The organism is Sulfuracidifex metallicus DSM 6482 = JCM 9184, assembly GCA_032834875.1.
GTDB classification, from domain to species: Archaea; Thermoproteota; Thermoprotei_A; order Sulfolobales; family Sulfolobaceae; genus Sulfuracidifex; species Sulfuracidifex metallicus.
In genome coordinates, this window is the sequence record CP135238.1 from 1,599,607 (window position 1) to 1,624,085 (window position 24,479).

Consider the following 24,479-nt stretch of genomic DNA (forward strand, 5'->3'; position numbering starts at 1 on the left):
TATGACAGAAAAATATGCCGCCTACGTTTTGATTGTAACATCAGTAGGTAAGGAACAAGAAGTGGCTGAACAGTTAAAACAACTAAACTTTGTCAAAAGGGTAGAAAACGTGTACGGAGAATACGATTTAGTAGCAGAGGTTGATGCTCCCAATTCCGGTGACCTAAAGAATGTATTGGAACAGATAAGAAGGAACAGTTCTATAATGAGAACAGTTACACTTATAATGATGTAAAGGTAGAGCATAATAGTAAAATTTTTATTTTTATGTTTCTTTAATATTAATGGGTCTGTGTGAAATGTCCCTGTGTCCCAGGGACGTATGAGCACAGAAGGGTCCCCTCTGGATTTTACCTTTTTATTATCCTAGTCTATCTTCTTTTGGTTTTAAATGGCCAGAATGTGGATTCTTGGATGTATATACATGGAAATGAAAGCGTATCATCTAGATTATAACGAGAATTAAGCTTCTCCCTTATTTCTTTTCTTTGTAATAACATAAATGTAACATAAGAATAAATTTTATGTAGTTACAAAGGCATACGTTATTCTAAACAAGCTAGATATAATTATTACACATCATTTATCTATCATTTCGACGTCTTCCTTGTCTTCCTCCATCATTTGCATCTTCTTTAATAGTTCGTATACTATGGCATCTAATTGTGCCACCTTTGCTTCTAAAAAGGCTATGCTCTCCTCATACTTTCCCTTGTCCTCGTTACTCTCCTGTTTTGTATTACCTTCTACTCCGTCTTTTATATACATTTTAGCAAGATCAGTCATTTGTATGCCCAACTCCTCAGCTTTTCTCTTTAATTCGTCGTACATCCATTCTGGAAGGGACAAGTGTATGGTTGGCACTGTATTTCTTCCTCAATACTAATACTGCAAAAGGAATATTTTAGTCTTATTCTTGATGTAGTCTTCCTCATGTAATAGGAATATGGTGTTACCGCTCCACATAATATTTAAGCCTAACGAGTGAAAAGCTTATATTTAGAGGAAAAAATGAGAGTAGTTACATTCAAAGTAGAAGAGGATTTATTGGAACTACTAGATAGATATGCTATAAGATATGGTCTAAATCGAAGCGAAGCAATAAGAAAGGCCATAGAAAAGGTTGTAAACGAGGAGATAAGTAAGGATACAGTTCCTCTGGCGAAGGTTGAGAAAATCAGGCTTTAATGTAAAATACTTTACCCTTACCTTCCTTTTCAAGGTCTTCATTTTTGCTTGTTTTTATATTTATTGGTTCGTATTTTCCCTTTACCTTTTCTATGAATTCGTCCACAGGGTTAAGAGGCATGTAGTGTCCTTTGATCCAGTAATGTATAGGCAATATAGAGCTAGGTTCGAGTTCACTTATTAATTGAGAAGCTTCGTTATGGTCTATTGTTATCAATCCTCCCACAGGGACAGCCAAGAGATCCGGTTTCTTGATCTGTTTTAGGACATCCTCGCTCAAGGGATGACCTAAATCTCCTAGATGAACCAGAGTGAAATTATCTGACTTTCTAATTATCTTATAGATAATATTTCTTCCCCTTCTCTTTCCCCTTTCTTTGTCATGAAAGGTGGAATAACCTTCAACCTTGAAGTCTCCTAAATCCATACTCCCAGTATACGCAACCTTCATGTCTTGATAATTAATTAACTGGAACGCATTATGGTCATAATGATCGTGAGTTATAATAACATATTTCGCTTCACCATAATTTGGTCTTAAAAGACCAATGCTGCCTCCATCGTGAGGATCTATAACTAGCTTATCAAACAAAACCGTCGAATGACCGAAATATCTTATCATAAAGAAAAATCAATGGGTTACATATTTAAGGGCTATTCGCCTCGCATCTTCTGACGTTATTTTCTCGCCTCTATCAGCCATTGATTTGATTTCGGCTAGGACTTCCCTTAATGAGATATCGTCCAAGTAAATTCCTTGATCATCTAGGATTTTCTTTAGACCGTGAATTCCACTGTGCTTACCTAACTCGATCCTCCTAAAGTTTCCAACTTCCTCTGGAGTCAGAGGTTCGTAAGTAGATGGATTCTCTAAAACGCCGTGTACATGTATCCCAGCCTCATGTCCGAACGCATTATCTCCAACTATAGCCTTGAAGTACGGCACAGGAACTCCAGTCATCTGGGAAATCATCTTGCTTGTTTCATATAACATCCACGTCTTTACGTTAACGTTAAATCCGAAAAGTTTCTTTGCGCCCATAACAACCTCTTCTAAAGAAGCATTTCCTGCCCTCTCCCCTATTCCATTGACCGTTACGTGGACTTGCCTGGCCCCAGCAAATAAACCCGCCAACGAATTAGCAGTAGCTAAGCCGAAATCGTTATGGCAGTGTACGCTTATTATCTTATCTCCAGCAACACCTACAATCTTTCTTATTAGATCGTAGAATTTGAAAGGCTGCATCGTACCTACAGTGTCGGGTATATTTATCCTATCAGCTCCAGCATCTATTGCCGTTTTTACAGCTGTCAGTAGAAAATCCTCTTCAGTCCTGGTAGCATCTTCTGGACTGTACTCCACAACCATTCCATGATCCTTTGCGTATCTCACGTTTTCATAAATTTTGTCAAGGACTTCCTCTCTTGTCATTCTTAACTTGTATTTTAAATGAATGTCTGAAGTGGCTATGAAAACATGTATACTTCCCAAACCGCTTTGTATGGTTTTATCAATGTCATTCTTGTTTGCTCTTGATAATCCTATAACTTCTGTCATATCGCCTATTTCTTCCAGGATTTTCTTAGTTGCTATAAACTCTCCCTCTGAAGAGGCTGGAAATCCTGCCTCTATGACGTCCACGCCCATATCAGCTAGACGTCTAGCTATCTTTACCTTTTGCTCCACAGTCAAATCTATACCGGGAGCCTGCTCACCATCCCTTAACGTTGTATCAAAAATTCTAACCGTGGAGAATACGCATCCCTTTATGCACCAATCTTTGTAATTACTTATACCATTTAAATCTTCTGTTATGGAGAGCTATATCGAATCGGAATTTTTACAGAGATTTTCAGGCGTCGAGCTAGATTAGTAGACAAATTGTTTTCCCTTTTTAAAAGAGAGTAAAACATTTTCTGTATTGATATTTCTTAGATTAGTCCAGAAAACTGCAGAATTTCTTTTGCAATTTTGAGTTTAATTTTCTTTCTTTCCGATAAAGGTATGTCATCGAGAAGATATGGCTTAGAATACATTCCTATTTTCTCGTCATCGAAATCCATTCCATAAAGGCTAACTTTCCTCGCTTTGGCAATCAATGCTAAGAGCGCAGCTCTGTCTCCGTCTGTGAATCCTCCATACATTTTCGTTCTGCCTAATTGAAAACCTTGACATGTCCCTACCATCTTTTTCATTTCTATTACCATATCAATGGATGGAATGTTATCTCCGTGAGCATGAACAACGTAAAATGAAGATCCGTTTATCTTCGTAATTCCATCCAGATCGGTTACAATGATATCCGGCGTCCTAACGTAACTTTCAAGATATCTAGAAGCTCCATCAGCGGCAACTATAATTTCTTCCTTTAGATCCTTTACTTTCCTAAGAGATGGACCAGCACCCACTATAGCTACGTCTCTATCTCTCATTAGAGAAAAAAGTTCCTCCTCTAGGTCATCTTGTATAAACAAGTTTAACTTCTCACAAGCTCGATAATCGTCCTTTTCATTAATTTGCAGGTACATTCTAATTCTTCCATAGAATGCTATCCAGAACGCCTTATCTTGAAATAAACCTGATCACCATCTACTTTTAGCACTTCAATCCCCATTTTTCTTATTTCTTCAAAATAAGGATTTTTCCTTGATATCTTAAAAGTTGTACCCTTAACATAAAATATCGCGTCCATTACGTCAGAGGAACAAGTGTCAGAATCGAGGTCAATTATGGAACTCATCAAATATCACGCTAACCTCATCAAATAAATTGGTAATTTGATTAAGCAGTATTTCTGCTTCCTTGTGTCTTATGATAACTGAAGGTGTCTTGAGGGAAGCTTCGTCTATCATGGTTGAAGGATAGAGTTTGGCTTCAATTTCTTGCAATTTTTCAATTAAAGACGAAGTTTTTTGGTCTAGTTGTCTGCTCCTTTTCACGTAATTTAAGGCTAACGCGTTTCCCTTGTCGGATCTTGTGTAAACTCCGTATAAGGACATGATCACTTTAGATAGGTTTTCTACAGTTTCATAAAGTCTTATTGCCGTATAGAGCAAATCTCCTTCATCAAATGCTAATTTTGATTCCTTCAGAGTTCTAGTTGCCCTCAAAAGGAACTCCGATGCAGACTCACTGTTGTTCAATCTCAACTACCTCTCCTTTCTTGATCTCTGCTATATCTAAAATTTTCATGTTTCCTTCATCTATAATTTTAGCTGAAGATGAAAACAATCCCTCTGGATCATATACAACTTTTCCTACCTTAGAAGCGTAACTTAGATAGGGTATGCCGTATTTCACTTCTTTGTCGGAAAAAATTATCATCTCCAAGTGGCATCCTTCATTTAGTTCTACTTCTTTTAAGGCTCTCCTCATGAAGAACCAAGATATTTCACCTCTAGATGTAAACGATATTCCAGATACTTCCTTTAGGACAATAATCAGAGTAGATCCTTCCAAGTCTATCAAAGCTCCTTTGAAGGTCTTTCCGTACCACGACATCATGTCGGTTAATATTTTATCGGCTAAATGCAGGACTTGCTCCATATTTAATACTGACAACGTAGAGTTATAAGTGTGAACTCGGCTGAGAAGACTTTCATCGAAAATACTCCCAGAATGAAGATAGACCTAGTTGATGAGGAAGTGCCTTGCTCGACAGAATGTCTAAGGAGAACTAACCTTAGTGAGGCACTAGCAGACGAGTCATTTAGGGAACAAGTGGAGATACTTGATAGCATAATATCCTTGATCCAAGATAACGTCATTTCCTTAAAGAATAAGGTGGAGGACCAACTTTTCCATCTCGGAGTAGATGTAGATAATACGACCTACGCTATTTACAGATTGGTGGAAGAAGGAGGTGATCTAATTTTCGGTTCCGATTATCTAAAGTATAACGAAAGGATAATCTTTCAGGGAGATTTCAATAGCCTTAACACAGTCTACAAGAAGATTTCTTCCATGAGGGAAGATCAGGACGTGAAGTCCTTGTGTGATCAGATTCGAAACTTAACTGAGGCTACGTGGAGACATGTTAACAAAAACTTAAGAAGGATGTTCGAAGGGGGTACTTAAATGAAAATCAAGATAGGTATAGAAGGATTTACGATAGACTCAGCACATTACACTCCATCTTCACCAGGTAATGAGCAGATTCACGGTCATACCTACGAATTGACGGTGGAAGTTCAGGGGAATGTAGATGAGAAAAGTGGATTCGTAATAGACTTTGACATTCTGAGGGAAGTGATTTACAACGTCGTAAAGGAATATGACCATAAAATAATAATTCCCAGAAAAGACATCTCTTCAGTTGAGCTAAAAGGCCCATTTTCGGTTTTGACAAAGACAATAGACCATCCATTTGCTACCGTTGAGTACATAGGACAGGATATAGCTAAGGAAATTTATGAGAAACTTGAAAAGAAGTTCAACATAACTCTGAGGATAAGTGAGGGAAAAGACTCTTACGCCGTTATTGAATACCCATGATGTACCTTAAACCTATGTTGTCTATCCATTTAAGCCCAAGTCTTCTTTCCCGAAAGAAGCAGATTGAAGGGGTGCTATCTATACATCCTTCCATATCAGTGTTCAAGAAATCTTCAACCCTTATTGATTTCTTCTCGTTTATGCCTTCCTGTAAATGTATGTAACCTCTCTTCTCCAGTCTCATCACTGGTTCATCCTCTCTAAATATGAAGACTCCACCATATAGAGATGGGTAACACAACCTAGGATAACTAACGCAAACCTCTTTCCTTTTTTCCTCTATAATTGAAACCAGGAGTTTTCTCTCCAGTTCGTTTGCATTATCTAATGTTATTAAGGGCGGAATGGAAGAAATTGCGATAAAGAACTCGCCTTCGGCTAGATTCCTCTTTTTCAACTTCACCTCAATTATCTTAGGTATCGCGATTCTCTTCACTAGGAATCCTCCTTAATATTGGTTTGTCTTGAATATAATTTTTATCAATTGAAAGTGCTACTTCAGCCTTAGCCAGCTCATATCCTATGTATATTGCGTGTTCCTGAGAAACTTTAACGTTTCTCTTCTCCAGTTCCCTGAGCAGTTGTCTTCCTAAGCTTAGAGCCTCTTTGCCGTGAAGTGTTATTTCTCCACCCTTTCCTCTCCACTCAATAGCTATATCGTCGTTCGTAAGGTAAATTCTAGCGAATCCACTGTCCATGATTGGCTCATTTCTGGAAACTTCGTATCCCTTTTTGGACTCTCTCGGCAGTCTCCTTTTGTCCTTCAGTACAAAGAGGTCAAATCCAACGTCTTTAGGAAGCTTTGATCGTCTCATTGCTACGGAGATCATCCTTGAGGCCTCCCTAGCTTCCCATGAGCTCCAGCGAGTTTTTCCCTTATCCATTGTTAATAAGCAAGATGCACCTATCTCTCCTGCTATCGCTACCATTGACGCATTTACACCTACACTGTCGGCATCTATCAGTTCAGTGAAGTTGAGTATTCCCATCATGATTGGAACGTCTTTTAGCTGGCTTGTGACCTTTGTGTATTGCGATAGGCTGTCTACGAACCCTTTAAGTGGAGGTGATAGAACTGGATCCGCAATTAACTTCGAAAAGCCAAGTTCTCTTGCCTTATTAACAATCGATATCGTGACTTCTCCTCTATTTTCAACTTCAAAAGGTGCAACTACAAAAGTAGCATTATTCTTAATATTAGCTAGTTTTTCCAAATTCATTTCATTAAGGTTGAAAACAAAGGAAGCACCCGATCTAACTCCTTCAATTAGCTCCGAAGGTGAATCGCTATCTATTCCAATGGGTTTTCCCAATTTAAGAGCCTCTCTGACTTTTCTTCTAACTTCATCCTTATCGTCATGTCCTACTGGAAAACCTATCACTATGACATCGACGAAGTCCTTTACTCTCAATAAGTCCTCTTGTGACTGTTTATCTCCCATTTCTAAGAATATTTTAAATGGAGGGGGACGTAAAGGTATCTTAACGTTTTGCTCTTTGAATGCATAAACTGATTTCTCCTCTATCTCTGAAAGTATGGCTTTAGCTTCACCCTTATCTAGGAACTTGTCAGCTGGCTCCCTTGGAGAGAGCCTGACTCCATGTTTAAGTGCGTCCAAAACTAATCTAATGTCCCATGCCTCTTCCGTACCCTTAACAGTAGGGATCCCAGTTCTTTTCTCTATAATTCCTCCATCTCCAAAAACTAACCCCGGAAGAACTATCACGTCGTATCCTCTTACGCCCTTAAGTCTTTCTGCTATGTAACGAACGTCCATTAGGGCTGCAACTGGTACGTCCATCACGGATATGTCAACGTCGACTCCCTTCACGTCCTTTAAGGCCTCAACAAGTATAGGGTAGGCTAGTTTTCCCGTTACTAGGAGGACTTTCACTAGTTAGCCTATCATTGGTCGGTTAAATGCATTCCTAATTAATGAATTTGTAGCAAAAACAGGAAAATGGTAAAAAATTAAAGACAACTCTCCAATAATAATGGTAATGAGCCTATTACCTAAACTCTCAAATGTAAAACCAGGGGAAAAATTCGATGTAATAATCGTTGGACTTGGTCCAGCAGCTTACAGTGCTGCACTTTATTCTGCAAGGTATATTATGAAAACTCTCGTAATCGGAGAGATTCCAGGTGGGCAGCTAACGGAAGCTGCAGACGTTGATGATTATCTAGGCTTGATAAACCTTCCAGCCCAAAAGATGATCGAGACGTTTAATCAACATATTTCGAGATACAACGTTCCAGTGCTAATGGAAACGGTGGAGAGCATAAAGAAGGAAGGGGACGAATTCATAGTCAAAACCAAGAGAAAGGGCGAGTATAAGGCGTCATCTGTTATAGTAGCCGTAGGAGTAAAAAGAAGGAAACTCAACGTTCCAGGAGAGGAAAAGTTCACTGGAAAGGGGGTATCTTACTGCTCTGTTTGTGACGCTCCTCTATTTAAGAACAGACCTGTCGTCGTTGTTGGAGGAGGTGATTCAGCATTGGAGGGAGCAGAGCTACTTTCAAGATATGCGACCAAGGTATACTTAGTACACAGGAGGGACCAATTTAGAGGGCAGCCGTTTTACGTTGAGATAATAAAACACAAACCTAATGTTGAAATAATACTAAATTCTACAGTAACTGAAATAAAAGGAGAGAAATTAGTGAATAAGGCCGTGGTCCAGAACTTAAAGACTGGTGAAACGAGGGAACTTGACGTTAACGGAGTATTCGTTGAGATAGGATTCGAACCTCCAGTGGATTTCGCCAGAAACAATGGAATAGAAACTGATGAGAGAGGTTATATAAAAGTTGATGAATGGATGAGAACTAACGTTGAGGGGATTTTCGCAGCTGGAGATTGTACGGGCTTATGGATGGGCTTCAGGCAAGTCATAACTGCAACCGCTCAAGGTGCAGTAGCATCACATGCTGTGTATTCATACTTGAACGAAAAGAAGGGGAAGAAATGAGTCTTCGGGAAACTCTTCTAGATCTATCAAGAAATCTCTTTTCTTATGTTAACCAAGTAAGAGCAGATCCCAATTCTTCTAAAATTGTAGGGTATCATTCCGGAGATACAAGCAGAATTGCAGATAGAGAGATTGAAACTTTCATAATTGATTACTTTAATAAGAAGACCGATCTCAAGATAAAGTTCGTTACTGAGGAGTCAGGTGTAATAGATAGGTCAAATTCTGATTATATAGCTGTAATTGATCCTTTAGACGGAAGCAGCAATTTCGTTATGGGGATTCCTTGGTACTCTGTTTCTATAGCGTTATATGAAAGAGAATCTAAGTCGATGAGGAACTCAGTTGCTGGCATTATCATGAATTTAACTACAGGAAAGGCATATTCCTATGATAAAAAGCGTGCATATATGGACGGTTCTCCAGCTTTAGATACACCTAGAGTAGTGTTAGCTTACTATGATGTAGATCAAGTGGCTCAAGCTAAGGAAATAATGGAAAAGGTGGAGAAACCGTTCAAGGTAAGAACGTTGGGAAGTGCTTCCTTGGATATGTCGTTAGTTTGTGAAGGTAGGGCTTCCTTATATTTCGATATAAGATCAAAGCTAAGAAATGTAGATATAGCAGCATCTACTAACTTCTGCATTAAGATGGGCTTCTCTGTTATCAGTCAAGAAGGGAAGCCATTAGATAGTTCCATAGAAAACGTAGAAAGGATTAAAGATTGGGTAATCACAAGCAAATCTTTAGAAAGCTAAAATAAATTGATTTTTATCTCATATATTTTTCCTTAAAAGATTTATAATTTTAAATGTTAAAATCTTCTTCTCCATTTCCCTGGAAGTTAAGCTTGGAAAAATGACGATGAAAGAGAAAAGATGTGAGAGTTTTTCTTATGTAAAATAAAACATAGATTTCATAATATAATTACATCATTTGCGGTATAGGATCTATGACTTTAGAGACGCTGAGATTATAAAAATTATAAAAGAGGTCAGCATAGGTATCTGAGCATACACACACATTTTTTTATTTACATCTGTAATTTCTTCGTTGCGCTTCTCCTCTTTTCTTCCTTATAGGATGGCTTTATCTTTCCTAGAGCCCACATCATATCGTCGAAAGTTAATTTTCTCTCCTTGTTTCCCCTAATTATTTCCTTAAGCACAGCCATCTTAGCTTCTCTGGCTATTGCTGTTAAATCTGCTCCCGTGTAACCTTCGGTCATCTTAGCTATCTGTGCACAATTTACCCTTTCACAAACGTCCTTGCCTAGATATTTGTTCAGAATGTCCAACCTCTCCTCTTCATTTGGCAGAGGCATCTCTATTATCTTATCAAATCTACCTGGCCTTAGTAATGCAGAATCTATTACGCTCATTCTATTTGTAGTTCCTATTACAACCACTTGCTTTAGACTTCTTATTCCGTCCATTTCCGTTAAAATCTGGTTAACTATTCTGGAAGACTCTGACACGTTCTTGTTCCTTTTTGACGCTATTGAGTCCAACTCGTCTAAGAGAATTATCGACGGCTTGTTCTCTCTAGCTCTATTGAAAACTTCCTTTATTGCAGCTATAGCTCCTTCGTAACCCTTGTACATTATCTCTGCGCCGCTTAAGGGAATTAGCTTAACCTTTAGGCTGTTTGCCAGAGCACGAGACATCATTGTCTTTCCAACTCCTGGAGGTCCGTAAAGCAATATTCCTCTTATAGGCGGTACCTTCAATTCTTCTAGAAGTTTATAATGGAAGAACTGTAATTCCAAAAGTTCCTTAAGCTCAGCTTTTACTTGCTCATAACCTCCTATATCCTCTAAAGTAGATTCACCCTTATCCTCTATCTCTATCTCCCTAGTTGACCTCCTCTCAAAGTCAAGCTTGAACTTTTCGTAGTCCTCCAGCATCTGCAGAGTTATGCTTGGCTTATACGTTTTTATGACGTCCATGAAGTCTTTCATTTGAATTTGTCTCTCTTTTCCACTTTCTATTACTTCAGCTGCTACCTTTCTCGCGACCTCTTGGCAAATGTTAGCTAAATCTGCTCCACTGTATCTTTCGGTCATCTCGGCTATCTTATTCAAATCCACGTCTGGAGCTAGAGGTTTACCTTTACAATGAATATTGAGAATTTCCTTTCTTGCAGTTATGTCTGGAGGACTCACGAAAAGTAGCTTATCGAACCTACCAGCCCTAAGGAGGGCTTTATCTAACATCTGAGGTACGTTTGTGGAACCGACGATAATCATTCCATCGTCGGACTGCATTCCATCGATTTCGGATAACATGAGAGATAACAGTCTGGGAGTTACCGAGTCCCCAGTATGATTCTCTCTCTTTACACCTATAGTATCTATTTCATCGAAGAAGAGTATACAAGGAGCATTTTTCCTCGCGTTTGCGAACAGCTCCTTCAATCTGGCTTCGCTTTCGCCGTACCATTTGCTCATTATATCGCTAATGTTAACGTAAATGAAGTTAATCTTAGCGTCGTTAGCTAGAGCTCTCATCATTAAAGTCTTTCCGCATCCAGGAGGTCCGAAGAGCAATATTCCCTTGGGAGCTTTTAGCCCGTACTTCTTGGCTATTCCCTCATACTTTAGGGGAAGCTCTATGTATTCCTTTATTTCCTTCTTTAGCCCCTCGTATCCTCCTATATCGTCCCATGTGATTTTGTTTTCTATCCCTATTTTCTTTTGATTCTTCGATTGTAATTGCATAGCCCTTTCACTGTTGGCAAAGTTTGTCGTTGATTTACCGAATAATTTCACAGCTATTACCACTATAATAGTAAACGCGACGACTAATAAAATACTCGTGAAAGAGTCTGATAAACTCATTTCTTTCAGATGATATATAGCCACAGTGGTTTAAATAACATTAATAAGGAAAACGAGAAAATTTCTTTATTTCAAACATTTAGATCATTCAGTACAGCATGTGCAGCGTTATATCCTGGAGCTCCGGTCACTCCACCTCCCGGATGGGTTCCAGACCCGCACAGATAGAGACCCTTTATTGGAGTTTTGTATCTGCTCATACCCAATGCAGGTCTAAATATGTATAATTGATCAGGCGTCATATCTATGTGAAATATATTTCCCTCCCAGATTCCAAATCTCCTTTTTATATCCAATGGTGTAATTACCTCGTATTTAACTGGCTTGAAATTTGGTGCATATTCTCTGACTTTTTCCAAAGTTATTTCTGCTATCTTTTCTTTCATGTCATCTAATCTATCGTTAAAGGGCAAATACTGTCCAAAAATGGAGAACACATGTTTTCCAGGAAGAGCTACGGTTGGGTCCACGGAAGTCTGAAAGTTTATTGATAACCAAGGCTCCCTTGAATATCCCAGAACTCTTGCATCATCGTAAGCTCTCTCTATGTAATCTACGTTAGGCATGATCAACTCCGAGGCAACGTGTTCAGGTCCAAGGGATTTCCCGTTACCGAAGTCAGGGAGTTCTTCTGTGTATCCTACTACTTTAAACGATACTCCTTTGCTCTTCAACGCGGAAACCCTTTTTCTGATTTCTTCGTCAACATCATTGACGAGTTTCAAGAATGTTGTTTTGGGATCAGCATTCGATAAAACTATTTTACTTTCTATAATCCTTCCATCCTTAGTTTTAACCCCAGCTACCTCTCCGTTCTTAACTAGTATTTCCTCCACTTCGGTAGATGTCATAATATCAACTCCCATCTTTTCGCATGCCCTAGCCATGGCTGAAGTTACTCCTCCCATTCCACCCTTTACGTACCCCCACATTCCCTTAATTCCGTTTACCTCTCCTATTACATGATGAGCTAATACATACGCTGTACCAGGAGTTGAAGGAGAAGCGAATGTGCCAACCACAGAATCCTCAATTAGTGCAGATTTTACCTCGTCACTTTCGAAGAATTCGTCCAAGAACGATCTAGCATCCTGAAGGAACGTTCTACCAATCCTGCTTAGGTTTTCTTCGTCTATTGATCCTTTAAACCTATACAACAAATCTCCTACGTCGGATATGGTCACGGGAGGAGTAAGCATGAAGAAATCTGCAAGATCATAGAAAGTATCCCAGAACTTAATCCATTTGGAATAAGCTAATGAATCCTTCTTAGAGAACTTTTCTATTTCCTTCTGCGTCCTTTTAATATCGTTCCATATGAAGAGATTTTTCCTTCCAAGTGGAAGAAAAAGTCCTGGATCCTTATTATAAACGTGTAGCCCATTTTCAGGCAAATTCATCTCATTTATAATCCTAGGTCTAAGCAAACTTAGTACGTAAGCACCAGTAGATATCCTTATGCCTGGCCATAACTCTTCCGTTACGGAAGCACCACCTACAATTTCCCTTCTTTCAAGAACTGCTACCTTGAGTCCACGCCTAGCTAAATAGAAGGAGGCAACTAGCCCGTTATGTCCTCCTCCTATTATCAAGGCATCATACCTCATACTCTCCCCTTTTTCCTCAGAATCCACATTGCTACGCCAGCTCCAAAACCTGCTATGACTAGCCCCATTGCGACGTAAGACATCTCAATTAAAATTCCAGCAAGCGAAGTTGAATCCATACCCATAAACGCTTAATTAATTAGAATAAATCTTTATGCCATGGATTTACTATATCCAGATTACTCGAAGGATAATATTTATACGCTAGCATGCGGCATATCGTCGTTTTTAGGCGTTGAAAGAAACTGCATCAGCAAAATGGAAGTTCACGGTAAGAGGGTAGCTTTGGTTCTGTTAGACGGTCTAGGATGGAGTACGTTATCCAAGGTAGGAATTCCAAAAGAGGCTAGGAAAATAACCACAGTATTCCCTTCTACTACATCCACAGTTATTACAACCTTATTTACAGCAATGACTCCTGGAGAGCATGGAGTTTTAGGTTACAATACGTTCGTGAAGAGGATGGGTGGCATAATAAACACCTTAAGGTTCACGCATCCTTCTGTGAATCAGAGGGACTCTTTCAAAGACTCCATATCATTCGACAAGGTTTTTCCTAATGTAAAGGGCTATTTAAAGGAAGTTGACAGGAACTCAAAGAAGACTCTCGAAATAGTTCCAAAAGGTCTAGATGGTAATGAGTTCTCTAAGGCTACACATGAGAATACAACCGAGACTAAAACATTCTCCAACCTCTGGGACGCCCTCTATATTTTTTCAGATGCATTACAACGGGATTACGAATTCGTTTATTTGTACATTCCAGATGTAGACACGATGTCTCATAAGTACGGTCCCTACGTTGAACCCACCCTAAGCACTGCTAAGGCAGTATTTGAGGGCATATATAACGTTGCAAAGATATACAAAGACAGATTCTCTACTTTCATTACCGCGGATCATGGTCACGTTACAGTTTCAGATTCAGTAATTATAATGGACGATAAGAACTTAATGGAGATGCTTGACATCCCTCCATACGGCGATTCTAGGGCCCTTTTCATGAGAACAAGGTACGAGCTTTTGCCATATTTTGCTGAAAAATATAGCTCAATTAAGGTCTTTTCTAAGCAAGAGGTAACGGATAGAGGTCTTCTAGGAAAGGTGAACGACCTCTCCCTTGTTCCTGATTACATAGGCATCCCTACAGATTACAAGTCCTACATTTTCGATTACAAGGAAAATGGCGACTACGCCAAACTTAAGGGTCATCATGGAGGACTTTTACCTGAAGAATTCGAAATTCCTTTGGTGGTATTAGGTGAGTGACTTCTATATACCCACTTGGGACGAGATCGAAAAAGCAATGCTTCACGTGGCAGAACAAGCAGTAGATTCTGGTTTCGTTCCAGAGGTTATAGTTGCAATACCAACTGGTGGGGTAGTCCCCTCAAAGCTTTTGAAGGATATTCTTAACATAGAAAGAATCAGGTATATTGAGATAAAGCTTTACAAGAACGTGGGAAAGAAGGATGTTAAACCGGTGGTAAAGTCTGTTTGTGTGGACGATATAGAAGGGAAGGATGTGTTAGTCGTGGACGATGTAGCTGACAGCGGAGAGACTTTAGAGGCAGTGTCTAACGTCCTTTCTATGTTTAACCCTAAGTCGGTGAAATATGCCACCGTATACATAAAGCCTTGGGCTAGGAAGTATCCAGATTTCTATTATAAGATGATTGATAAATGGATTGTTTTCCCCTGGGATAAGTGGGACGTGGTTAGGGAAATTCCTGAAGTAAATGTGGACAACAAAGAGAAATATCTAGAAATAGAAAGGAAATTAAGGGAGACCCACTACTCTAGAAAATAATTGGCTCCTTATATTCTCCCCATACTTCCCTTAAGGTCTTGCTAGTTTCTCCAACAGTAGCACCTGCCTTGATTGCGTTATACATGTAGGGGAACATGTTAACGCTTGTGTTTTCAGCCACTTTCCTCAATTCATTGAGGGAATCTCTCACTTTTATCTCGTCCCTTTCTCCCCTGTATTTCCTGAGTCTCTCCATTACGGTATCCCTCACTTCCGGTCTAACTCTGAAAACTTCGGTAGTTCCAACCCAGTCGGGTTCATAATACATATTGACTCCCACCTTTATCATTTCTCCAGTTTCGATCATTTGTTGTATTCTATAGGCACTTTCTGCTATCTGAGACTGTGGATAGCCCGCGTTTATTGCCTTAAGCATGCCACCCATGGAGTCGATAGTGTCTATTATCTTCCATGCCCTCTCCTCTATCTGGTCTGTCAGCCACTCTATATAGTATGCTCCAGCTAGTGGATCTACAGTATCAGCCGCACCGCTCTCGTGAGCTACTATTTGCTGTACTCTTATTGCAATTTTCGCTGCTTTCTCGCTTGGTAATGACAAAGCTTCATCATAAGAGTTCACGTGAAGACTTTGAGTTCCTCCAATAACCGCGGCAAGTGCTTGCAAGGTTGTTCTAACTATGTTGATTTCAGGTTGCTGTGCAGTTAGCTCTGCACCTCCAGTCTGGGTGTGGAACCTTAACATTAGGGATTCAGGCTTCTTCGCATTGAATCTTTCCTTCATTATCTTAGCCCACATTCTTCTTGCTGCCCTGAACTTTGCTATCTCTTCAAATATGTTGGTATATCCGGCGAAGAAGAATGATAGATGAGAAGCGAAATCGTCGACTGGAATACCTCTTTCCATTGTATGTTTAACGTACTCTATTCCATCGGCCAGGGTGAAGGCCACTTCCAAAGGTGCGTCAGCTCCTGCTTCCCTGATATGATATCCGCTTATGCTGATAGAGTGCCATTTAGGCATGTTCTTGGCGGCATACTCTATTACGTCTATAGCGTATCTCATGGAAGGTTCAGGTTGATAAATGAAGTTCTTTCTAGCAATGTATTCCTTCAAGATATCGTTCTGCACAGTTCCGTCTAGAACTTTCATGGGTATGCCTCTGCTTTCTGCAGTAGCAGCATACATTGAGACCAACTCCATTGCTGTAGCATTAATTGTCATCGACGTAGATACCTTATCTAAGGGAATTTGATCCATTACTCTGTCCATTTCCTTCCAATGAAAAACTGAGACTCCAACTACACCTACCTCGCTCATAGCTAAAATATGATCAGGATCAAGGCCCAGCTGAGTTGGTAGGTCAAAAGCCATGCTCAGTCCAGTCTGTCCAGCTGCAAGTAACCCTCTAAATCTCTTGTTAGTATCGTCTGCCGAACCAAACCCAGCGTATTGCCTTATTGTCCATATTCTTCCCCTATACATGTTAGGGTAAATTCCTCTAGTGTAAGGGTATTCACCAGGTAAGCCAACTTTTTCCATGTAATTTCCTTTCACATCTAGAGGAGTATATAGAGGACTGACCTCAATTCCAGACGGTGTTCTGAATACCTTCTTTCTCTCAGGTCTCTTAGCCAACCAAGTTTTGTATACCTTCTCGTTCCATTCATTTATTTTATTTTCTATGTCCAAGAGAAATACCCATCTACATTAGGTTTAAATAGTATATAATCTTTGCGTTTTTGAACAAGCTTATAAGTCTAAATTGATTATTTACCTTCATGGAAACGCAGGAAATAGACCACGTAGGAGTAGTTGTAGAAAATATAGATCAAGCGATAAAATTTTATGAGGAGAAACTGGGGATGAAGTGCATATATAAGGACGTATTGAACGACAGAGGACTCAAGGTAGCCTTCATGAGGGGAAAGGAGGGTGAGACGGCGATTGAATTACTAGAGCCAGTAAATCATGAAGATATGAATAACACCGTGGCCAAATTCCTTAAGACCAAGGGACAAGGAATGCATCATCTAGCAGTTAAGGTCTCTGACATTTCAGCTTCTCTTAAAGACTTAGAAAATAAAGGTCTAACATTGATAGATAAGACCCCAAGGCCGGGAGCTATGGGGCATACTGTAGCTTTCGTACACCCCAAGAGTGTAATGGGATTACTTTTAGAGTTAGTTCAGCATTAATCTGTGTTTTATTGAAAGAGAGGCTTATTTTGCATTTTTTTAAGGATTCTGGTCTACTCAGTTACAAAATTTTTGCACTAATCCCTTTAAATCTAATCGCTTTACAAAAGTTTAAACAAAACTTGGATATTGGTTAAATCATGATAGAAAATTTTAAGTCTTCGTAATTCAACATTTACACAGTGATCCACATGCCCGTAAAGAGAAGGAGTATATTCGATATAATGGACGAAATAATGGCTGAAATGGACGAGGAATTTAGGAGATTAGAACGTGAATTCATGAGAGGAATATCTAAGGAATCTGGTGATAACGGTCCTTACATATATGGAGTCAAAATCAGCGTAGGTCCAGACGGCACTCCAAAAATTGAGGAGTTTGGTAATGTCAAGAAAATGCAGGGCAAACCCATAGTAAGCGATCAGATAGAGCCCTTAGTAGACGTGTTGGAAAAAGGAGACGACATAAAGGTGGTGGCTGAGGTGCCGGGGATAAGCAAGGACGACGTTAAACTGAAGATAGTTGGACAGAAGTTAGTGCTTTTCACTTCAGATTCAGCACCTAAGAAGTACTATGCTGAAGTTGAGCTACCAAGCGAAGTAGATGAGAATTCAGCTAAGGCAAGCTATAAGAATGGAATAGTTGAGATCACGCTAAAGAAGAAAAACCCCAAGGCTATGGAGGGGAAGGAGATAAAAATTGAGTAACTTTAGCCTTTACGTTTTTAACGAAGCTTAAGCCAGATGTATCCTCAATTATTAAAGTGAACTTCCTTTTTCCTTCCATCGCATCTTTTAAATCTCGAGTATCCATCAAGTCGCCTATTTCATCTAAGAAGACCTCTATAAGACCTCTTACTGTGGTAATTGTTCCTGTTCCATTTAAGGGTTCTACTTCGAATCCAAGCTCTGGTATTATAACCTTAGCGAAGGATGATCTATAAACTATCGAGGTTAGGTCATCATCGTTTTCGACGGAAAGCTCAATTCTCTTAGGTTCAGCTACTTCGTAAGGCTTAACGTCTCTATATTTATATCCGCACGAAGAACACTCCCAGTTGGACAAAGTAATTTTCCCAGCCTCCGGTACTTCGTAAAGGTAATCTTTGGCTTCTAAGGTTTCATTACCGCAGACTGGGCATTTCATTACTTCCTTAAAAATTAGGATTGGTTCCAAGGTAACACCAATTAAGATTTATTTACGACTTTCGTTATTTATAATTTGTGCAAGTGGTTTAATGAAGTATCCGCGCGAAAGCGATTTAGGCAAGATAGAATATAAACTTATTCTTTCAGCCTTGGATGAGAACAGATTAGAATCGCTTGCCACGCAAATGAGATTTAGACTTGAGGAGGGAAATGGCGAAGCTTTCTACGTTTTAGGAGTAAGCAACGACGGAGACGTTATTGGAATGACCAAGGAGGAGATGCAAAAAAGCTTGGACGCACTAGAGAAGATAGCCGAGCTAGTAAATGCTAAAATAGTATATAAAAGAATTGTTGAAATAGGAAGAGGAAGAGAAGTTGCAGAGGTTTTAGTGAGGCTCTTTAGGGATCAAGTTCCCATTGAAATCAATCTAGCTGTGATGGGCCACGTTAACGCTGGCAAGAGCACTTTAACTGGAGTTTTAATTTCAGGTAAATATGATGATGGCAACGGATCACTTAGGGCAGTTGTAGCCAGACATCTGCATGAAGTAATTTCAGGTCGAACCTCGTCAATTAGCATGAGATTGTTAGGCTTCGACGATAAGGGAGAGGTAGTGAATAGGAGCGTTAGAGATCCTCTAGACGAAGCCGACATAACAATGAAGAGCTCAAAGGTGATTAGGCTAATTGACCTTGGAGGACATGAGAGATACCTTAGGACCACCCTTAAAGGACTTCTAGGCTACGATGTGAATTATGTGATGTTGGTTGTTGGGGCTGACGATGGTCTGAGCACAATGGGAAGGGAACATCTTGCCATAGCTTCTATATTAAAATTCCCAGTTTTTGTTGTAATAACTAAGGTAGATAAGTATCCAAAGGAACGTATAGATCAGATTATAAATGACGTCAAGTCGGTCCTAAAGATACCAGGAATAAACAGACTAGCCCTTGAAGTTGAGGACGAAGGAGACCTTTTAAATTCAATTCTAGCAATGAAGACGACTAGGGTAGTGCCCATATTTAAGGTTTCTAATGTTACTGGAAAGGGTATAGATCTCCTTTTGAAGCTTTTGAACGTCTTACCTTCATCTACAAAAAGGATAGTTGATGAGTTACCTTTAGTTTACATAGATGAAATATACAATGTAACGGGAGTAGGTCCAGTCGTACTGGGTTCAGTAGTTAGAGGTTCCGTCTCATCAAATGAAGACTTTTACATAGGTCCAGACAAAGCCGGAGAATTCAAACAAGTGAAGGTAAAGAGTATTCAAATAAATAGAGTATTCGTAGACAGGGCGAGCGAAGGCTACATTGCTACATTTGCAATACAAGGAGTGAATAAGGAATATCTCAGGAAGGGTATGATAATGTCAAAGAATAAGGGTCTTGCAGTGAAACGGTTCAAGGCTAGGGTATTCATTCTTCATCATCCTACTACAATAAGGGAAGGTTACGTAGCTACGATGCATCTCTATACTCTTAGGCAGGCTGTGAAGTTCGAGAAAATATATAAGAAAGTTCTAAGGAGCGGTGATTCAAGCGAGGTTATCCTTCATTTCCTATATAATCCTGAATATATAGAGAAAGGTCAGATATTCGTTTTTAGAGAAGGTAGAACTAGGGGGATCGGTGTGGTCTTAGAGCCATTAGCTTAGTTACTTCAGTGCACCAGACTTCTCTAAGCTGCATGAGATTATATCCTTGGCTACCTTTTCTGCTTGGCCATCTATTATCTTCCTAAAGGACTGAGCCAAACTTCCCTTAGCTTCATATTCTACCTTCCACTTTAGGACTTTTTCCTCAACGTCAAGGGTGGTTTTAACTACTACTTCCATCCCTGCGCCCTGAATTTCTATGGTATTCTTAATTACATTATTATTTACTTCAAAATCCTTTATCTCTCCATTCAACTCTATCGAAATGAAACCTACCTTTGTCTTAGTGATGAACTTGTCTCCGTTCCTGCTTGTAACTCCCGGTATGCAACACATTAAATTCTCCTTCTTAGATAAAAATGAAATTAGACTAATGCTGTCCTTTATGCTTTCCTCTCCATCGATTTCCATGCTTTAGAAATTATAATGAGGGATTAAAAATAGTTAGTTACGTTTGTCTTGACACATAGCTAAATAAATCTCTCTTACTGTGAAAATATACAATGTAGAAGAGAGATTTTCCCTCTTCTCTTTTTCCTTTTATTGTGTTTTCTCTATTTGTTTTTTAAAACATGAGAAAAGGTCATTTACTATACCCTCTACTGCAGATCCCATCATTCTAGCCCCTACAGTTGCCAATGTACCAGATACCTTAACTTCGGCTGAGTATTTTATGAGATTGTCTTGTACTTGTATGGTCGCATCTATGTCCACGTTACTGTTCATTCCCTTTCCTTTAGCCGTCATTTTTAGACTTTCGTCATTTATTTTCTCTAACTTTACATTTGCCTTATATTCCCCCTTTATGAAACCTATACCCACGCTACCTATTACGTCATAAGATCCGTCCTGATTTTTAGAGAACTGTTTAATTTTAGGGAAGCAGGGAACTAGCTTCTCTATGTTATCCATGTAAGACATAATCTCCTGCCTTGATGCGTTCACGTTTACTTGCCCTTCGTATTTCATGGTATTATATAGGCGAACGAATGGAAAATAAACATATGGTAGACGTCGGTGCCGTGATATTAGCTGCGGGAGAAGGAAAAAGGTTCGGCGGAAATAAACTGCTATTCAAATTGAATGGTGAACCTATAATAAAGAAGGTAATCTCGGTGATTAACATTGATAGGGTAATAATAGTTGGCAAGTATGCTGATGAATTGATTCCCTTTCTTAAAGAAGAGGTTGTAATATATAATCCCAAGTGGTACGAGGGTATGAGTACATCGATAAAGCTTGGAGTTAGATTCATGAAGGAACATGAATTTATTTTAATAGTTCTGGGAGATATGCCATTCTTAAGTCAGGAAGACGTCAAAAAGATAATCGATAATGCAGAAGGAGAAGTCGTAGTTCCCGTTCATGGAGGGAGAAGAGGAAATCCAGTTCTATTTAGGACGTCCGTTATGTTAAGATTCCTAGATAAAATAACAGGAGATCAAGGTATGAGAAATTTGATAAGTGAAATGAAAATAAAAGAGGTGGAGTGTAGTGAAGGGATATTGAGGGATATAGATGAAAAGGAAGATTTACCTTAATCTCACGTGGTTTTCTCTATCTCTTGTTTCTTCATTTTCTCTGAGGCGTACTTTATGGCCTCTACTATGTTTTGATAACCAGTGCATCTACATAGGTTCCCTGAGATTCCCTCCCTTATTTCCTCCTCCGTTGGGTTAGGATTCTCCTTTAAAAGGAAGTAAGCTTCCATTATCATTCCGGGAGTGCAATAACCGCATTGAAGTCCGTGTTTCTCCCAAAATCCCTCTTGAATAGGATGCAGTTTACCGTTGCTGCTAAGACCTTCAACCGTCGTTATTTCAGCTCCGTTAGCTTCTATGGCTAAAAGGGTACATGATTTTACCGATTTTCCGTTCATAATTACCGTACATGCTCCACAGTTAGAAGAATCGCAACCTACATGAACGCCAGTGAATCCCAAGTCACGTAAGACATGAACGAGAAGTCTTCTTGGCTCAACTACTTCTTCGTATTCTTTACCGTTTACTTTCAGCTTTATTGCTACTTTTTCGTTAGGTTCTACAACTTTCATTGTCTCACCAGACTCTTTAGTGCTTTCTCAGTCATAACCTTTACCATTTTCTTTTTGTATTCCGCCGATCCTCTTATATCGGTGGTAGGATCTGCATAGTCAATTGCTGCAATTGCAGCTTTTGAAATAAGATCTTCGGAAAGGGAATTGTTAATTAAAATTTCCTCAGAAGCTTTGGCCCTCATTGCCTTATTGTTTACCGCAGTAAGACCTATTCTAACGTCTTTGATTACACCTTCCTCTTCCTTTAGTGCCACGGCGACCCCTACTATTGCATAATCTCCAGCCTTTCTTTCCAGTTTTTCATAGACTGTCTTGTATCCTTGCAATAAAGGTACTACTATAGCTTTAACTAATTCCCCTTGAGATAGATCCGTTGTGAACATGTCCTTTTGGAACTGAGAAAACTCCACTTGTCTTTCGCCTTTACTTGATGTTATTATCACTTTAGCATCCATTGCTATCAGAGGTGCAGGGTAATCAGATAGTGGATCGGCGTTTGATATGCTTCCACCTATGGTTCCCATGTTTCTAACTTGTGGGTCTGCAATAACTGAGGCGGTTTGACTTAGAAGTGGTATTTTCGCGTTCTTCACTTCGTAATGAGTGGCTAGTGCTCCTATAACGTAATTCTCTCCTTCCTTCCTTAATCCCTTCAGTTCTTGTAAAGTTTTCAACTCTATCAAGTACGACGGTCTAATTATTCTTAATTTAAGCATAGGAATTAGAGAATGTCCTCCAGCTAGAGGTCTAGCATCATCGTGGCTTTCAAGGAACTCAATTGCTTCTTTCACGCTTTCCGGAATAACATAACCGAATTTTGGAGGGTACACAAGTAATAGTAAACACAGAAGTTTTTAATCTAATGGAATACTTATGGAATTAGCAATTTTGGAGTAAGGTAAAAGTTTTTCTCTCTTATATTGTATAATAATAATTATTAAAAGATTGTTTTCATTAAATAAAGTAATCTAAGATATTTGAATTTTTATATATAAATATGAGAGATCGCTAAGGAGTGTGTTAATCTACGGCATGTTTTTTCTTGCCTTATGACCTATTACGATTAAGTTAGCTTTCAAGAATAACGTACATACTTATTCTATTAACTAGTTGATTTTTTCATCCAACGGAAACATAACAACAATGAAGTCGGTTCTTCTTCAATACCGCCAAGAGAAAATTACTACAGTCAAGTTTAAGCCAGCTTGTCTCTCAAGAGATTGGATAGCTAATTTCATCATTTCTACTTCAGAGTAAAACTTAAGTCTATCACTTCTCCAACGACCAACACTGCAGGCGACCTTACCTTATTTTCCTTCACAAGCTTTGTTAAATCCTTTAACTGACCCTTAATTACTCTCTGACAAGGTAAAGTTCCATTCTCGATTATTGCAACTTTCTCATCCCTTTCCCTCTTCATAAGCAGGGCTTTTTCAACTTTCTCTATGTCGTGTATTCCCATCAGAATTATTACAGTACCCTTCTTAGGTATGAAGTCTGGGTCCAGCTCTCCTGATACCCTTGTTCCTGACACTACGGCGAAACCAGACGCGCCTACCAACCTGCTAGTTATTGGTATGCCAGCTACCTCTGGAACCGCTATAGCACTGCTGACGCCAGGTATTATCTCGCATGGAATTCCGTGCCTAGAGACATGTAAACATTCCTCCTCTCCTCTTCCAAACACTGTTGGATCTCCACCTTTCATTCTTACAACTATTTTGCCAGCTTCTGCTTCCTTTACTAGAGTATCGTTTATTTTCTCCTGTTTCCAAGCTTCACCTATTCCTTTTCCTACGTATATTTTGTCTCCATGCTTTGAAAAATTAAGGAGGCTCTCATTGATCAGCCTATCGTATAGAATTACGTCTGCTTGTTGTATCACTTTCACAGCTTTCAATGTAATTAAATCCGGATCTCCAGGTCCAACTCCAACTATGTAAACCTTACCTTTCAAAATCCCTTCGCCTTTCTCATGATATAATATATTATTGTCATGGCTTCTGGCACTATGATCAGATAAATAAGGAGTAATACTACATCAAGTATATCAGTTTGACTTTCTCCAAGCGAAGATGAATCAATGTAAGCTATAACTATAGTTGACATACTTCCCATCAGTCCAAGTAGGAAAAGTACAGCCCTTTCTACAAACTTCAGGGAAGAAATGAAATATCCAATCATGAATCCTCCTATGAAGGTCGATATTGGAGCTAGGATGAAGAAGGGAGTATCGCTATAGGCAAGTCGGAAAAATGTAGGTATTTGCCAAACTGCGATTAAGAGAATCGATACTGGAACTCCCATTAAAGCTCTCCTCCTTAATAGCACAGATGCCGTGGGAACGTGTTCGCCATCTATTTCAATTACTTTATCTTTAGGAGAGTTATAAATTAACGTATACCATCCTAACAATCCTCCCGAAACTATCAATCCTTGAAAAGTGAATATCCTTACTATCGGTCCCGCGAAACTGTAGGTTACAACTGAAATTGCGGCTAAGAAAAAACCAATATATTTAGCTAAAATCAAATAGTTCAATTTCATT

32 protein-coding genes are annotated in these 24,479 nt (G+C 39.2%); 12 read left to right on the top strand and 20 right to left on the bottom strand.

Annotated elements, in window-relative coordinates; all coding sequences use genetic code 11:
* The first annotated feature begins 1 nt into the window (after window position 1).
* Entirely contained in the window at window positions 2-235 is a 234-nt protein-coding gene (locus RQ359_RS08850; RefSeq protein WP_054837909.1) for an Lrp/AsnC ligand binding domain-containing protein, read from the top strand.
* Window positions 236-579: 344 nt separating this feature from the next.
* Here the strand turns inward: RQ359_RS08850 and RQ359_RS08855 are convergent, their stop codons facing one another.
* Window positions 580-864: an SH3 domain-containing protein gene (locus RQ359_RS08855; RefSeq protein WP_054837908.1), complete on the bottom strand. Its 285-nt coding sequence runs from the start codon at window positions 862-864 to the stop codon at window positions 580-582.
* Between the two features lie 147 nt (window positions 865-1,011).
* Between RQ359_RS08855 and RQ359_RS08860 the strand changes: the two genes are divergently transcribed.
* A complete protein-coding gene (locus RQ359_RS08860; RefSeq protein ID WP_054837907.1) occupies window positions 1,012-1,188 on the top strand; it encodes a ribbon-helix-helix protein, CopG family in 177 nt (58 codons plus the stop codon).
* Here the strand turns inward: RQ359_RS08860 and RQ359_RS08865 are convergent.
* The 6 genes from RQ359_RS08865 to RQ359_RS08890 form a co-directional block, all read right to left on the bottom strand.
* Entirely contained in the window at window positions 1,178-1,810 is a 633-nt protein-coding gene (locus tag RQ359_RS08865; protein ID WP_054837906.1) for an MBL fold metallo-hydrolase, read from the bottom strand. The two genes, RQ359_RS08860 and RQ359_RS08865, sit on opposite strands and share 11 nt — an antisense overlap.
* Before the next feature lie 9 nt (window positions 1,811-1,819).
* Entirely contained in the window at window positions 1,820-3,004 is a 1,185-nt protein-coding gene (locus RQ359_RS08870; RefSeq protein ID WP_457921269.1) for an isopropylmalate synthase, read from the bottom strand.
* A gap of 116 nt (window positions 3,005-3,120) precedes the next feature.
* Complete coding sequence (locus tag RQ359_RS08875; RefSeq protein WP_156016811.1) at window positions 3,121-3,717, bottom strand: 6-hydroxymethylpterin diphosphokinase MptE-like protein; 597 nt, start codon at window positions 3,715-3,717, stop codon at window positions 3,121-3,123.
* 20 nt (window positions 3,718-3,737) lie between these two features.
* Window positions 3,738-3,929 (bottom strand): hypothetical protein, encoded by a 192-nt coding sequence (locus RQ359_RS08880; protein ID WP_156016809.1) that lies wholly within the window; start codon window positions 3,927-3,929, stop codon window positions 3,738-3,740.
* Window positions 3,913-4,332: a hypothetical protein gene (locus RQ359_RS08885; protein WP_156017958.1), complete on the bottom strand. Its 420-nt coding sequence runs from the start codon at window positions 4,330-4,332 to the stop codon at window positions 3,913-3,915. The genes RQ359_RS08880 and RQ359_RS08885 overlap by 17 nt, the downstream gene beginning before the upstream one ends.
* On the bottom strand, window positions 4,319-4,735 hold the full coding sequence (locus tag RQ359_RS08890) for a hypothetical protein (RefSeq protein WP_156016807.1): 417 nt from the start codon (window positions 4,733-4,735) through the stop codon (window positions 4,319-4,321). The genes RQ359_RS08885 and RQ359_RS08890 overlap by 14 nt, the downstream gene beginning before the upstream one ends.
* A 30-nt stretch (window positions 4,736-4,765) precedes the next feature.
* Here RQ359_RS08890 and RQ359_RS08895 point away from each other — a divergent pair, with 30 nt between their 5' ends.
* Together RQ359_RS08895 and RQ359_RS08900 are read left to right on the top strand one after the other, a co-directional pair.
* Window positions 4,766-5,266, top strand: a complete 501-nt coding sequence (locus RQ359_RS08895; protein WP_054837902.1) for a hypothetical protein — start codon at window positions 4,766-4,768, stop codon at window positions 5,264-5,266.
* Window positions 5,267-5,683 carry a 6-pyruvoyl trahydropterin synthase family protein gene (locus RQ359_RS08900; protein ID WP_054837901.1) on the top strand — a complete coding sequence of 139 codons (417 nt, stop codon included), beginning with the start codon at window positions 5,267-5,269 and terminating at the stop codon, window positions 5,681-5,683.
* On the opposite strand, the gene RQ359_RS08905 is transcribed toward RQ359_RS08900, so the two are convergent.
* Window positions 5,667-6,119, bottom strand: a complete 453-nt coding sequence (locus RQ359_RS08905) for a hypothetical protein (protein WP_054837900.1) — start codon at window positions 6,117-6,119, stop codon at window positions 5,667-5,669. The two genes, RQ359_RS08900 and RQ359_RS08905, sit on opposite strands and share 17 nt — an antisense overlap.
* Window positions 6,097-7,578: a dihydropteroate synthase-like protein gene (locus RQ359_RS08910; RefSeq protein ID WP_338116977.1), complete on the bottom strand. Its 1,482-nt coding sequence runs from the start codon at window positions 7,576-7,578 to the stop codon at window positions 6,097-6,099. Before RQ359_RS08910 ends, RQ359_RS08905 begins: the two co-directional genes overlap by 23 nt.
* A 106-nt stretch (window positions 7,579-7,684) precedes the next feature.
* Here RQ359_RS08910 and trxB point away from each other — a divergent pair, with 106 nt between their 5' ends.
* Window positions 7,685-8,656: a thioredoxin-disulfide reductase gene (trxB, locus tag RQ359_RS08915; protein ID WP_156017956.1), complete on the top strand. Its 972-nt coding sequence runs from the start codon at window positions 7,685-7,687 to the stop codon at window positions 8,654-8,656.
* On the top strand, window positions 8,653-9,414 hold the full coding sequence (locus RQ359_RS08920) for an inositol monophosphatase family protein (RefSeq protein ID WP_054837899.1): 762 nt from the start codon (window positions 8,653-8,655) through the stop codon (window positions 9,412-9,414). The genes trxB and RQ359_RS08920 overlap by 4 nt, the downstream gene beginning before the upstream one ends.
* Window positions 9,415-9,689: 275 nt before the next feature.
* On the opposite strand, the gene RQ359_RS08925 is transcribed toward RQ359_RS08920, so the two are convergent.
* The 3 genes from RQ359_RS08925 to RQ359_RS08935 all read right to left on the bottom strand — a co-directional run bounded on the left by RQ359_RS08925 (window position 9,690) and on the right by RQ359_RS08935 (window position 13,221).
* The gene (locus RQ359_RS08925; protein WP_420856780.1) at window positions 9,690-11,375 is read right to left on the bottom strand and encodes an AAA family ATPase; all 1,686 of its coding nucleotides are present in this window, start codon (window positions 11,373-11,375) and stop codon (window positions 9,690-9,692) included.
* Window positions 11,376-11,566: 191 nt separating this feature from the next.
* Window positions 11,567-13,102: a phytoene desaturase family protein gene (locus tag RQ359_RS08930; RefSeq protein ID WP_156016803.1), complete on the bottom strand. Its 1,536-nt coding sequence runs from the start codon at window positions 13,100-13,102 to the stop codon at window positions 11,567-11,569.
* Window positions 13,099-13,221 carry a hypothetical protein gene (locus RQ359_RS08935; RefSeq protein ID WP_256201771.1) on the bottom strand — a complete coding sequence of 41 codons (123 nt, stop codon included), beginning with the start codon at window positions 13,219-13,221 and terminating at the stop codon, window positions 13,099-13,101. The genes RQ359_RS08930 and RQ359_RS08935 overlap by 4 nt, the downstream gene beginning before the upstream one ends.
* Before the next feature lie 40 nt (window positions 13,222-13,261).
* On the opposite strand from RQ359_RS08935, the gene RQ359_RS08940 reads away from it, so the two are divergent.
* Together RQ359_RS08940 and RQ359_RS08945 are read left to right on the top strand one after the other, a co-directional pair.
* Window positions 13,262-14,371, top strand: coding sequence for an alkaline phosphatase family protein (locus RQ359_RS08940; RefSeq protein ID WP_054837898.1), 1,110 nt, complete (start codon window positions 13,262-13,264; stop codon window positions 14,369-14,371).
* On the top strand, window positions 14,364-14,912 hold the full coding sequence (locus RQ359_RS08945; RefSeq protein WP_054837897.1) for a phosphoribosyltransferase: 549 nt from the start codon (window positions 14,364-14,366) through the stop codon (window positions 14,910-14,912). The genes RQ359_RS08940 and RQ359_RS08945 overlap by 8 nt, the downstream gene beginning before the upstream one ends.
* On the opposite strand, the gene RQ359_RS08950 is transcribed toward RQ359_RS08945, so the two are convergent.
* Window positions 14,902-16,563 (bottom strand): acyl-CoA mutase large subunit family protein, encoded by a 1,662-nt coding sequence (locus RQ359_RS08950; RefSeq protein WP_054837896.1) that lies wholly within the window; start codon window positions 16,561-16,563, stop codon window positions 14,902-14,904. The genes RQ359_RS08945 and RQ359_RS08950 overlap by 11 nt on opposite strands.
* 89 nt (window positions 16,564-16,652) lie before the next feature.
* On the opposite strand from RQ359_RS08950, the gene mce reads away from it, so the two are divergent.
* Both mce and hsp20 read left to right on the top strand, forming a co-directional pair.
* Window positions 16,653-17,069, top strand: coding sequence for a methylmalonyl-CoA epimerase (gene mce / locus RQ359_RS08955; RefSeq protein WP_054837895.1), 417 nt, complete (start codon window positions 16,653-16,655; stop codon window positions 17,067-17,069).
* Window positions 17,070-17,260: 191 nt separating this feature from the next.
* Complete coding sequence (hsp20, locus tag RQ359_RS08960) at window positions 17,261-17,776, top strand: archaeal heat shock protein Hsp20 (protein WP_054837894.1); 516 nt, start codon at window positions 17,261-17,263, stop codon at window positions 17,774-17,776.
* Here hsp20 and RQ359_RS08965 read toward each other — a convergent pair.
* Window positions 17,745-18,215 carry a ZPR1 zinc finger domain-containing protein gene (locus RQ359_RS08965; RefSeq protein ID WP_054837964.1) on the bottom strand — a complete coding sequence of 157 codons (471 nt, stop codon included), beginning with the start codon at window positions 18,213-18,215 and terminating at the stop codon, window positions 17,745-17,747. The genes hsp20 and RQ359_RS08965 overlap by 32 nt on opposite strands.
* A gap of 91 nt (window positions 18,216-18,306) precedes the next feature.
* On the opposite strand from RQ359_RS08965, the gene RQ359_RS08970 reads away from it, so the two are divergent.
* The gene (locus tag RQ359_RS08970; RefSeq protein ID WP_156016801.1) at window positions 18,307-19,875 is read left to right on the top strand and encodes a GTP-binding protein; all 1,569 of its coding nucleotides are present in this window, start codon (window positions 18,307-18,309) and stop codon (window positions 19,873-19,875) included.
* Here RQ359_RS08970 and RQ359_RS08975 read toward each other — a convergent pair whose 3' ends face one another.
* Both RQ359_RS08975 and RQ359_RS08980 read right to left on the bottom strand, forming a co-directional pair.
* The gene (locus tag RQ359_RS08975; protein ID WP_054837893.1) at window positions 19,876-20,286 is read right to left on the bottom strand and encodes an SRPBCC domain-containing protein; all 411 of its coding nucleotides are present in this window, start codon (window positions 20,284-20,286) and stop codon (window positions 19,876-19,878) included.
* A 129-nt stretch (window positions 20,287-20,415) separates the two neighbouring features.
* The gene (locus RQ359_RS08980) at window positions 20,416-20,844 is read right to left on the bottom strand and encodes a CoxG family protein (protein ID WP_054837892.1); all 429 of its coding nucleotides are present in this window, start codon (window positions 20,842-20,844) and stop codon (window positions 20,416-20,418) included.
* Between the two features lie 20 nt (window positions 20,845-20,864).
* Between RQ359_RS08980 and RQ359_RS08985 the strand changes: the two genes are divergently transcribed.
* Window positions 20,865-21,416 (top strand): nucleotidyltransferase family protein, encoded by a 552-nt coding sequence (locus RQ359_RS08985; RefSeq protein WP_240900101.1) that lies wholly within the window; start codon window positions 20,865-20,867, stop codon window positions 21,414-21,416.
* 2 nt (window positions 21,417-21,418) lie between these two features.
* Here RQ359_RS08985 and cutC read toward each other — a convergent pair whose 3' ends face one another.
* The 4 genes from cutC to RQ359_RS09005 all read right to left on the bottom strand — a co-directional run bounded on the left by cutC (window position 21,419) and on the right by RQ359_RS09005 (window position 24,478).
* Window positions 21,419-21,928: a glyceraldehyde dehydrogenase subunit gamma gene (gene cutC, locus RQ359_RS08990; RefSeq protein WP_054837890.1), complete on the bottom strand. Its 510-nt coding sequence runs from the start codon at window positions 21,926-21,928 to the stop codon at window positions 21,419-21,421.
* Window positions 21,925-22,761 carry a glyceraldehyde dehydrogenase subunit beta gene (gene cutB / locus RQ359_RS08995; protein WP_054837889.1) on the bottom strand — a complete coding sequence of 279 codons (837 nt, stop codon included), beginning with the start codon at window positions 22,759-22,761 and terminating at the stop codon, window positions 21,925-21,927. The genes cutC and cutB overlap by 4 nt, the downstream gene beginning before the upstream one ends.
* Window positions 22,762-23,174: 413 nt before the next feature.
* Window positions 23,175-23,888, bottom strand: coding sequence for a uroporphyrinogen-III C-methyltransferase (gene cobA, locus RQ359_RS09000; RefSeq protein WP_054837888.1), 714 nt, complete (start codon window positions 23,886-23,888; stop codon window positions 23,175-23,177).
* Entirely contained in the window at window positions 23,885-24,478 is a 594-nt protein-coding gene (locus tag RQ359_RS09005) for a DUF1404 family protein (RefSeq protein WP_054837887.1), read from the bottom strand. The genes cobA and RQ359_RS09005 overlap by 4 nt, the downstream gene beginning before the upstream one ends.
* Window position 24,479: the final 1 nt, after the last annotated feature.